This window comes from Geofilum rubicundum JCM 15548, assembly GCF_000974365.1.
GTDB classification, from domain to species: Bacteria; Bacteroidota; Bacteroidia; order Bacteroidales; family Marinilabiliaceae; genus Geofilum; species Geofilum rubicundum.
The window spans coordinates 1-8,894 of the sequence record NZ_BAZW01000089.1 but is presented as its reverse complement, the minus strand read 5'-3'; the positions used below and the strand labels follow the sequence as shown (position 1 = coordinate 8,894).

8 protein-coding genes and 1 pseudogene are annotated in these 8,894 nt (G+C 45.1%); 4 read left to right on the top strand and 5 right to left on the bottom strand.

The annotated features are described in order from the left end of the window. The 5 genes and pseudogenes from JCM15548_RS19340 to JCM15548_RS19320 all read right to left on the bottom strand — a co-directional run. The coding region (locus JCM15548_RS19340; RefSeq protein ID WP_227626049.1) for a contractile injection system protein, VgrG/Pvc8 family at nt 1-616 on the bottom strand (616 nt) is incomplete at its 3' end. A 191-nt stretch (nt 617-807) separates the two neighbouring features. Further along, the gene (locus tag JCM15548_RS19335) at nt 808-1,923 is read right to left on the bottom strand and encodes a CheR family methyltransferase (RefSeq protein ID WP_262487161.1); all 1,116 of its coding nucleotides are present in this window, start codon (nt 1,921-1,923) and stop codon (nt 808-810) included. After that, nucleotides 1,906-2,397 (bottom strand): annotated as a pseudogene (locus JCM15548_RS25900) (chemotaxis protein CheB); the annotation flags it as partial. The pseudogene JCM15548_RS25900 and the gene JCM15548_RS19335, both read right to left, overlap by 18 nt. Nucleotides 2,398-2,800: 403 nt before the next feature. Continuing rightward, on the bottom strand, nt 2,801-3,457 hold the full coding sequence (locus JCM15548_RS19325) for a DUF4276 family protein (protein ID WP_062128711.1): 657 nt from the start codon (nt 3,455-3,457) through the stop codon (nt 2,801-2,803). Nucleotide 3,458: 1 nt separating this feature from the next. Further along, entirely contained in the window at nt 3,459-4,523 is a 1,065-nt protein-coding gene (locus JCM15548_RS19320; protein ID WP_062128708.1) for an AAA family ATPase, read from the bottom strand. Between the two features lie 115 nt (nt 4,524-4,638). Here JCM15548_RS19320 and JCM15548_RS24765 point away from each other — a divergent pair, with 115 nt between their 5' ends. The 4 genes from JCM15548_RS24765 to JCM15548_RS21280 all read left to right on the top strand — a co-directional run. Next, the gene (locus JCM15548_RS24765; RefSeq protein WP_227626048.1) at nt 4,639-5,184 is read left to right on the top strand and encodes an MBOAT family O-acyltransferase; all 546 of its coding nucleotides are present in this window, start codon (nt 4,639-4,641) and stop codon (nt 5,182-5,184) included. Continuing rightward, nucleotides 5,163-6,164 carry an MBOAT family O-acyltransferase gene (locus JCM15548_RS19315; RefSeq protein WP_227626047.1) on the top strand — a complete coding sequence of 334 codons (1,002 nt, stop codon included), beginning with the start codon at nt 5,163-5,165 and terminating at the stop codon, nt 6,162-6,164. Before JCM15548_RS24765 ends, JCM15548_RS19315 begins: the two co-directional genes overlap by 22 nt. Nucleotides 6,165-6,167: 3 nt before the next feature. After that, nucleotides 6,168-7,115: an SGNH/GDSL hydrolase family protein gene (locus tag JCM15548_RS19310; RefSeq protein WP_062128706.1), complete on the top strand. Its 948-nt coding sequence runs from the start codon at nt 6,168-6,170 to the stop codon at nt 7,113-7,115. Between the two features lie 145 nt (nt 7,116-7,260). Then, on the top strand, nt 7,261-8,894 hold a 1,634-nt coding region (locus JCM15548_RS21280; RefSeq protein ID WP_157482981.1), incomplete at its 3' end, for a PAS domain-containing protein.

Genomic DNA, 8,894 nt, shown 5'->3' with positions numbered 1-8,894 from the left:
ACAGAGACTGGATCTCGATATCAAAAGCGGCCTGGGTGGTGTTTTGATTTTTGGGGTTGCCCAGTACCAGGCGGCTGCCATCGTAATAAAACCATTCGCCACAGGAAGCGGCCAGTCGCGCCAAAAACTGAAAGCTGGTCTCCTTGTATTTAACGGCATAGGGGATGATGGCCTCAAATTTGGGCTTGTTGCTCACCCCCATGCGCACGCCGGTGTTTTCGAGCTCTTCGCTGAGGATGTTGTGCAGGGTATAATCTGTGTACGAGCCCATGGAAGGCCCCATGTCCAGAAGCAGGGTAGGACTACCCCCGTGAATGCGGGCGTAGCCCTGATCCCCGTCCTTTCCCCCGATTTCAATATGGGTGACCAGGCCGGTGAATTCGGTGATTTCCCCATTCCCGCGGTGTTCCATGTGGATGTCCACGGTATGACCCAGTTGCTGGAAGACGGTTTCGGGGGTGACCGTCCACAGGCTGGCTTTGTTGGGTTTGTAGTTGACCAGGATGTTGAAGGTGTGGTGACCGCTCATGGACTGTCGAAGCGTGAGGGTTTCAAAATCGCAGGCTTCTCCGTTGATAAAGATGGTGGTGGTCACCATGTTTAGGATTTCTGACATGATTGAATATTTGAGTTAAAGTAAGGTTTTGGCCGCTAATCATAAGCATCAAGCGGACAGGTGGACAAATATACAAAATATTGGAAACACCATCACAAAAAAACAGTCATGAATTTACAAAACACTTACAGACAATTGTTTGTAAAGACAAACATACCATACAGTCAAATTATTATGATAATATACCCCCCTTATTCAAGGGGGATGCTGAAGGAGAATTCACTCCCTTTGTCCAATTCGGATGTAACGGTGATATCGCCGCCCAGCAGTTTGACGATTCCCCTGCAGATAGCCAGACCCAGACCTGTGCCACCAAAATGTATGTGGGTGCTGTAGTTGACTTGCTTGAAGCGTTCAAATATTTCTTCATTTTTTTGGGGATCGATACCTATGCCTTCATCCTTGACAAAGAATTCCATGCGCTGGTCTTTCATCCTGAATCCAAATTCGATGGTGCCTTTTTCTGAAAACTTTAAAGCGTTGTTTAAGAGGTTGCTACTGCCCAAAAACAGGTAGCCAAACTGATTGAGGGCGAACTGGAATTTATGCAAGGTCCGCCTCTGAATTTTATGATCGAAATAAATCAGCATGTTTCGGCACGACAATAAGTCCATGCGAATAAAAGGCGGATCTTTAAAGACGTTGTGAATGGAGAATACAATTTTTTCACGGATGCTTTTTATGATCTGAATTTTTACGCCCGATTTGATGAAATACCGGTCGATGTACCCCTTTCGTATTTCGCTGACAACATTATACTGGTAGGCACCGGCACTGGCCTTGGCAATGGCCAGGGGGTCAATGTCGGTGGCAAATATTTTAAAATCCAGATTGAGCTTGTTCGAACGGATATGGTCGTCGACCAACATGGCGATGGAATAGACCTCCTCGCCGGTGGAGCAGCCGGGTACCCAAATGCGAACGGTGTCCTTTTTGTTTTTGGATTGGCATATCGCAGGTATGATTTGCTTTTCCAATTCTGTAAAAGCTTCAGTATCCCGAAAGAAGCGCGTTACCCCAATCAGGAAATCTTCTTTCAGGCCTTGCTTCTCTTCGTCCTTTAGCAGTAAAAAATCGACGTAATCGGACAGGTGCTCTATATTGTGGATGTTCATCCGTTTTTCGATGCGGCGCAGCAGGGTGTTCTTTTTATATTCCCGGAAATCAATGCCCGAAAACTGAAAAACAATCTCTAAGATGTTATTGATCAACGACTCGGTAGAGCCATCGGTATCGGTGTGTATATCGACTTGTGCCCGGTTGGTGGGTATTTTGCTGATTTTTTCGGCGATGTTTTTGGGGGTCATGATGAAATCCACCAGATTGGTGGCGATCACCGAATTGGGCATGCCGTCGAATTGGGCCGACTCGGGATCCTGGGCCATGATGATGCCGCCGCCTTCTTTGATGGTGCGAATGCCCTGCGAGCCATCAGAGCCGGTGCCTGAAAGAATGACGCCGATGGATTTTTCCTTGAATTCTTCCCCCAAAGTATGAAAAAAGATATCGATGGGCAGGTTGAGGTTGTGTTTGGGCCCCCGGTCGAGCAAATACAACTTTTTACCTTTGATGTGCAGGTTTTTAAAGCGCTGATTGAGATAGACGCAATTGGGACTTATGGTTTGCTTGTCCTCGGCCGTAAATATCTTCATTTTGGTGTGCTTGGCCAGCAACTCCGACATGAGGCTTTCAAAATTGGGCGACAGGTGCTGGATGATGACAAAGGCCATGCCGGTGTCTGATGGGATGTTGTCGAACAACTGCTGAATGGCCTCCAGGCCCCCGGCCGAGGCGCTATCCCCACCACGTAAAAATCCGCAGCGCCTGTATGAGGCGCTTCTGCCGGTTCTGTGACCTTATCTACCTCGCTTTTTTTCTTTTTCATAGCATCCAATTATTTTACACCACCCTCATTCAGATAGGAAAACACGCCACTCAAACCAAAAAGACTCTGTAAATGCTTCTGAGGTACCTTTGCCAAAAGATGACAAGCAGACCGAATAAACCGGTATTCAGGCACCCCATTGTAGATTTAAAACATTTTGACAGCGGTAAAAGTTCAAAGAAAGGATTTGTATTTTCTAAAGCGGCAGATTTTATAGGGAGCCTGGCTGGACTGGCTACTCTGTTGAAATCTGTATTTGTTTTATAAGTAAAACTTTTATACATGAAACCAAAAAGATCTCAAATTTTTTCAATCATATTTAGCCACTCGTTAAATCTCGGACTCTTGCTCTTCATTTTTTCTATACCAATAGCCTCTGCGAGAATATTGCCATAAACAATTTTGTTGTAGCCAAGGATTATCCTTTTTAACCGGTGAGATGGAGATGTTTCTTTACTGTTATTTATCATCTCAGGATTGCTGAATTGCTGAAATGTTTGAGCCAATTCTTCAACACCAATCAGTTCGTTTTTTGGTATTTGCTCATAAAAAACTTCAATCTCATTAAAAAGGAGTCCTTCAAATTCATGAAGCTGTAAATAGGGTATAAATCGAAACCTTAAAGCGTCATCAATACTATCCAGCATTCCACGCTCTAGTATCTTCATTCTCAAATTTTTATCCGGTTGTTTCTCTGCTTCATCCCACAACGGAAAATTATACTTGCTATACAAACCGTAATAATCAATTAGAGTGGTCACAAAGGCTTTTGAATCATTTGATAAATGCAGGGAAATCTGTTTTTTTAATTCCACCCACTTAACGATACCCCCCATCGTTTTCTTTATAAGTGGCCCTTGGATAAAAATATCTTTCTTGGCAAAATATGGCGCTAAAATAGTGCTGCAGAACTCCCTTTCTGTTTCACCTTCGCATATTATTATGACTCTTTTCATTTTAATAGTTTGGTTGACCAGCAGTGATTATATTTCTTTTCCACAAATCATCAATGGTATAGTCCTCTAGCCAGTTTTGAAGTTTATTAGCATTTAAGCGATTGAATTTTGAACATCCATCAATTTGGTCAACAGCAATAATTGAGTCGGGTGAAAAATGACTTATTAAATCAGTTGATTGTGTGGCAATAATCACCTGACATCCTTTGGCAGAAACTGATTTAATCATACCTGCCAACTTTGAAATAGCGGATGGATGCAATCCTAATTCAGGTTCGTCTATTATTATGGTGTCAGGTAATTCTGGCTGCAAAAATAAAACGGTTAATGCAATAAAACGAATTGTTCCATCCGACAAATCAGTTACACCATAGACCGTGTCACTGTATTTATCTTTCCATTGCAGTTTAATATAGTTCTCCTTATTAGGATTGAAATAGAAGTCCAAAAAGTAAGGTGCTATAGACTGAATTGTTTTTACTATCTTATTATAAACAATCTTTTCTGCTGCTTTAATATCATATAAAAATGCTGCCAGATTAGCCCCATTGCTGTACAAATAATGAACATCATTTTCGACATGGCTGGGAATTGTAAAAGGGGATTTATCACTGGTATCATGGAAGTGGTATTTCCTAAACCCTTCAAGATAACGAATGACATAATTTGCACGAACATTATCTGTTGTTTTTATTCGGGACTCCCTGTCTGAACGACTAATTTTAACGCCCTTATCACTCTTATAAATCAAACGTTCATCAGTAAAAACCAATCCATCAGTACCCACATTAAGTACAGCAGAATAACCATTGTTGCCATTTTCAAACTCAACTTTAAAGCTGATTGAATCAGTTATTTTTTGACCTTTATGAAGGATTTTATTTTCTCCTCCGGTTAGTGCGATATATTCATTTAGGTTTTTGTTGTAAAGTCTATTCAAAAAATCAAAAAACGAAATAAAATTACTTTTTCCACTCCCGTTTGCACCAATTAATATATTGATCGGCGTTAAATTAATCCGTTCAGATTTAATCGATTTGTAACCGGCTATCTCTATGTAATCCATTTACTAATTATTAATGGTAAATATCAAATTTAACAAATAAAAAAGAAATGGCCATTGCTTAGGTTTCAAATATGACTTTTTCAAGTATTTTTTTCTTTTCTTCCTATCAGCAAAAATGAAATCACTCATCATTATCTACTCTTTAACACTTTCTGCTATATTTGTACAAAATGCTTCACCCATGCTTTTTAACTCCATTGATTTTGCGGTGTTTTTGCCCCTGGTTTTCCTGCTGTATTGGTGGGTGAATAACCGGTCGCTTAAGCTGCAAAACGCGCTGATTGTAGCGGCCAGTTATGTGTTTTACGGGTGGTGGGACTGGCGCTTTTTGTCGCTGATTTTGTTCAGTACACTGGTGGATTATCTGGTGGGACTGAAACTGAAAACGCAGCGGGACCCCATCAAACGGAAGGTGCTGTTGTGGACGAGCATAGGGGTGAATCTGGGCTTTCTGGGCTTTTTTAAATACTACCATTTTTTTCAGGACAATTTTATTGAGGCTTTTTCTTTGTTTGGCCGGGAGATTCAGCCCAATTCGCTGAATATTATTCTGCCGGTGGGCATCAGTTTTTATACGTTTCAGACGCTGAGCTATACCATTGATGTGTACCGGCGAAAGCTGGAGCGACCAAGGATTTTGTGGCTTTTGCGGCTTTTGTGAGTTTTTTCCCGCAACTGGTGGCGGGCCCGATTGAACGGGCCGCCAATCTGCTGCCGCAGTTTTACCGCAAGCGGGTGTTTGACTACCACCAGGCGGTGGATGGCCTGCGACAGATTTTGTGGGGACTGTTTAAAAAGGTGGTGATTGCCGACAATGCCGCGGATATGGCCAATGTCTTTTTTAATGCGCCGGCCGATTACCCGGGCAGTGTGCTCCTGCTGGGGGCGGTATTTTTTGCCTTTCAGATTTATGGGGATTTCTCGGGCTACTCGGACATCGCCATTGGCACGGCGCGCTTGTTTGGCTTTGATTTGATGCGGAATTTTGCTTATCCGTATTTCTCGCGCGACATCGCAGAGTTCTGGCGCCGGTGGCACATTTCGTTATCGACCTGGTTTCGGGATTACCTCTACATTCCCCTGGGTGGCAGTCGCGGTGGCACCTGGATGAAAATTCGCAACACCTTTATCATTTTTATAGTAAGTGGCTTTTGGCACGGGGCCAACTGGACCTTCATTGTATGGGGGGCATTGAATGCGCTCTACTTTTTGCCCTTGTTGCTGACGAAGAAGAACCGCACACATTTGGACATTGTGGCGCAGGACCGCCTGCTGCCTTCGCCCATGGAGGCGCTGCGGATGTTGGCGACTTTCGGGGCCACGGTGCTGGCCTGGGTGTTTTTCAGGGCGGAAAACCTGACGCATGCCTTTACCTACCTGAAGGGGATTTTTTCTTCTACCCTGCTGTCACTGCCCAAAGCCATGCATTTTGAAGAGGTGGGCGTACATCCGGCCATCCTGGTCTTTTTTCTGGCTGTGATGCTGGTGACGGAATGGCTGGGACGGCGACAACCATACGCCATTGCCCTTGCGGGCACTGCCTTGAATGGACCTTTCAGATATGCTTTTTACTATGCCCTGGTGCTGTTCATCTTCTTTTTTGGCGGCGCGAATCAACAATTCATTTACTTTCAATTTTAAGTCATGAAGCGATTTATTCTGAAAATAGCCCTGTTTGTCGCGCCCCTCTTGCTACTGCTCTATCCCATGGATTACTATTTCTCTAAATCACTGAAAGAAACGGCCATGGCGCAAGGTGAATATGAAGTATGGAACGACATCTTCCATGCCTCGGTCGATGCCGATGTGGCCATTTATGGCTCATCGCGCGCCTGGGTGCACATCAATCCGCAAATTCTGGAGGACTCACTGAACCGTTCGGCCTACAATCTGGGTATCGATGGCCAAAACCTGTGGATGCAGATGCTGCGCCATCAGCAATATCTGGCGCACAACCCTTACCCTGAGGTGATTATCCACTCGCTGGATGTATTTACGCTGGAGCCCAGGATCAACGACTACAACAACTATAACAACGACCAGTTTTTGCCCTACTTGTTTTGGCACGACTATTTTGAGGATACGGATCTCTTACCCCCCATTTACGATAAATACGACCATTGTGTGCCCATGCTGCGTTACCAGAACAGAGGTATGCGGGTGCTTTTGTCGATGATCCCCCATTACAAAAAGGGGCCCTTGCGGACCAGGGGCTTTGTGGCCAATGAGGCGACCTGGAACACGGATTTTGACAAGGCCCGCGAAGAAAGAGGCAGCTATGAGGTGGTCATCGACAGCGCCACAGTGGCGCTGTTCAGGGAATATCTGGCCGACTGTCAACAAAAAAACATCCAAGTGGTACTGGTCTATTCACCCGAATACATCGAAGGCCAGCACTTCGTCTCCAACCGCCAGGAACTCTTCACCCTTTTAAACGACATTGCCACCGAATTCAACCTGCCCTTTCTCGACTACTCCTCCCACGAAATGTGCCTCAACCGCTCCTACTTCTACAACGCCATCCACCTCAACGCCACCGGCGCCAACCACTTCTCCCGCATCCTGGCCCACGACCTCAAACCCCTCCTCTAAACCCTTCCCCCCCCACTTGCTAACACATTTAAAATGTATATCTTTACCCTCGAAATCACAAGAAAAATTGCCCTAAAACAAGCACCGAAAAGGGATTCGGGAAGCGATTGGCACTTTTATAACGACGAAAAGGAGAGAGAGAAAGATGATGAATCCCAACACGACCAATGCCAACGGCATGGTTTCAGTAGTATCGAGGACCAAAGGATGGGTCGGCTGTTTAATAGACCAGGCGCAAAACAAACTGGCCGGCATTTTGGCTTTTTTGGATGTTTCAGACAGGGCGGCCGTAGAACAACAGCTGCGCGAAGAAAAGATGCGGTTCAAGCATTTATTGGAACATCTTGAAGCGGGCATTGTGGTGCATGCACCGGACACTTCTGTGATTTATAACAATCCAAGGGCCTGTGAATTACTGGGCGTATGCAACGATCAAATCAAGGGCATCACGAGTCTTCATCCCGACTGGAAATTCGTGGATGAAACGGGTGCTGCGCTTCCACCTGATAAATATCCGGTTAACCAGATCATTGCCACGCAGCAAGCCCTGAAGAACATCGTTGTAGGCATTTGGCAACCCGATAACAACGCACTTGTATGGGTGAGAGTCAATGGCTTTCCGACTTTCGATCAAAATGGCCAACTGACGGAGATCACCATTAGTTTTTTTGATATTACCCAACGCAAAAAGGCGGAGCAAGCGCTGCGCCAGAGTGAGGCCATCAAAAACAAATTGGTTTCGAACATTGGGGATGTGATTGTCATCATCGACAAGCAGGGCATCAACAGATACAAAAGTCCCAACATTACCAAACTCTTCGGCTGGAAGCCCGAAGAACTGGTGGGGCAGAATACCTGGGAGCTGGTTCACCCGGACGATCAACAAAGGGGGAAACAACTTTTCGACACCATCCTGGCCGATCCCAACGCCACGGCCACCAGTGAATTCAGGTACAAACACAAGGACGGCAGGTATGTCTGGATAGAAATAAAACTGGTCAATCTGCTACACGACAAGGACATTGAGGGACTTTTGGGAAATTACTATGACATTACCGCACGCAAGCAGAACGAGCTGGAACTCATTCTTGCCAAGGAAAAAGCTGAGGAAAGCGACCGACTCAAATCGGCCTTTCTGGCCAACATGTCTCATGAAATAAGGACCCCCATGAATGGCATTTTGGGCTTTGCAGATTTGCTGAGACAGCCGAATCTCACGGGAGCCAAGCAACAGGCCTACATTGAAATCATCCTGAAAAGCGGCGATCGCATGCTCAATATCATCAACGACATCATTGATATTTCAAAAATAGAAGCCGGTTTGACGAAACTCGATATACAAGAAACGAATATTGCCGAGCAAGTAGATTATATCTACACCTTTTTCAAGCCAGAAGCAGAAGCCAAAGGGCTTAAATTGTCGGTTAACTGTGCTTTACCTGCGGATCAGGCAGCCATACTAACGGACCGTGAAAAGCTGTATGCCATTCTCACCAATCTGGTAAAAAATGCCTTAAAACATACAACTGAAGGCAGCATCGAGTTTGGTTATGATTCAAAATCAACCAACGGAACCCCGGAATTGGTATTTTTTGTAAAGGACACCGGCATCGGCATTCCAGCAAGCAGACAAGAAGCTATATTTGAGCGTTTCATACAGGCCGACATTGCTAATCCTATGGCCTATCAGGGAGCCGGTCTGGGCCTCTCCATCTCCAAAGCCTATGTAGAAATGCTCGGCGGAACCATCGGCGTCCACAGCGAGGAAGACACAGGCTC

What these genes read in the sequence shown, in the direction of transcription:
- JCM15548_RS19335 (WP_262487161.1), bottom strand. Translation starts at nt 1,923, where the DNA reads ATGACCCCCAAAAACATCGCCGAAAAAATCAGCAAAATACCCACCAAC.
- JCM15548_RS19325 (WP_062128711.1), bottom strand. Translation starts at nt 3,457, where the DNA reads ATGAAAAGAGTCATAATAATATGCGAAGGTGAAACAGAAAGGGAGTTC.
- JCM15548_RS19320 (WP_062128708.1), bottom strand. Translation starts at nt 4,523, where the DNA reads ATGGATTACATAGAGATAGCCGGTTACAAATCGATTAAATCTGAACGG.
- JCM15548_RS24765 (WP_227626048.1), top strand. Translation starts at nt 4,639, where the DNA reads ATGAAATCACTCATCATTATCTACTCTTTAACACTTTCTGCTATATTT.
- JCM15548_RS19310 (WP_062128706.1), top strand. Translation starts at nt 6,168, where the DNA reads ATGAAGCGATTTATTCTGAAAATAGCCCTGTTTGTCGCGCCCCTCTTG.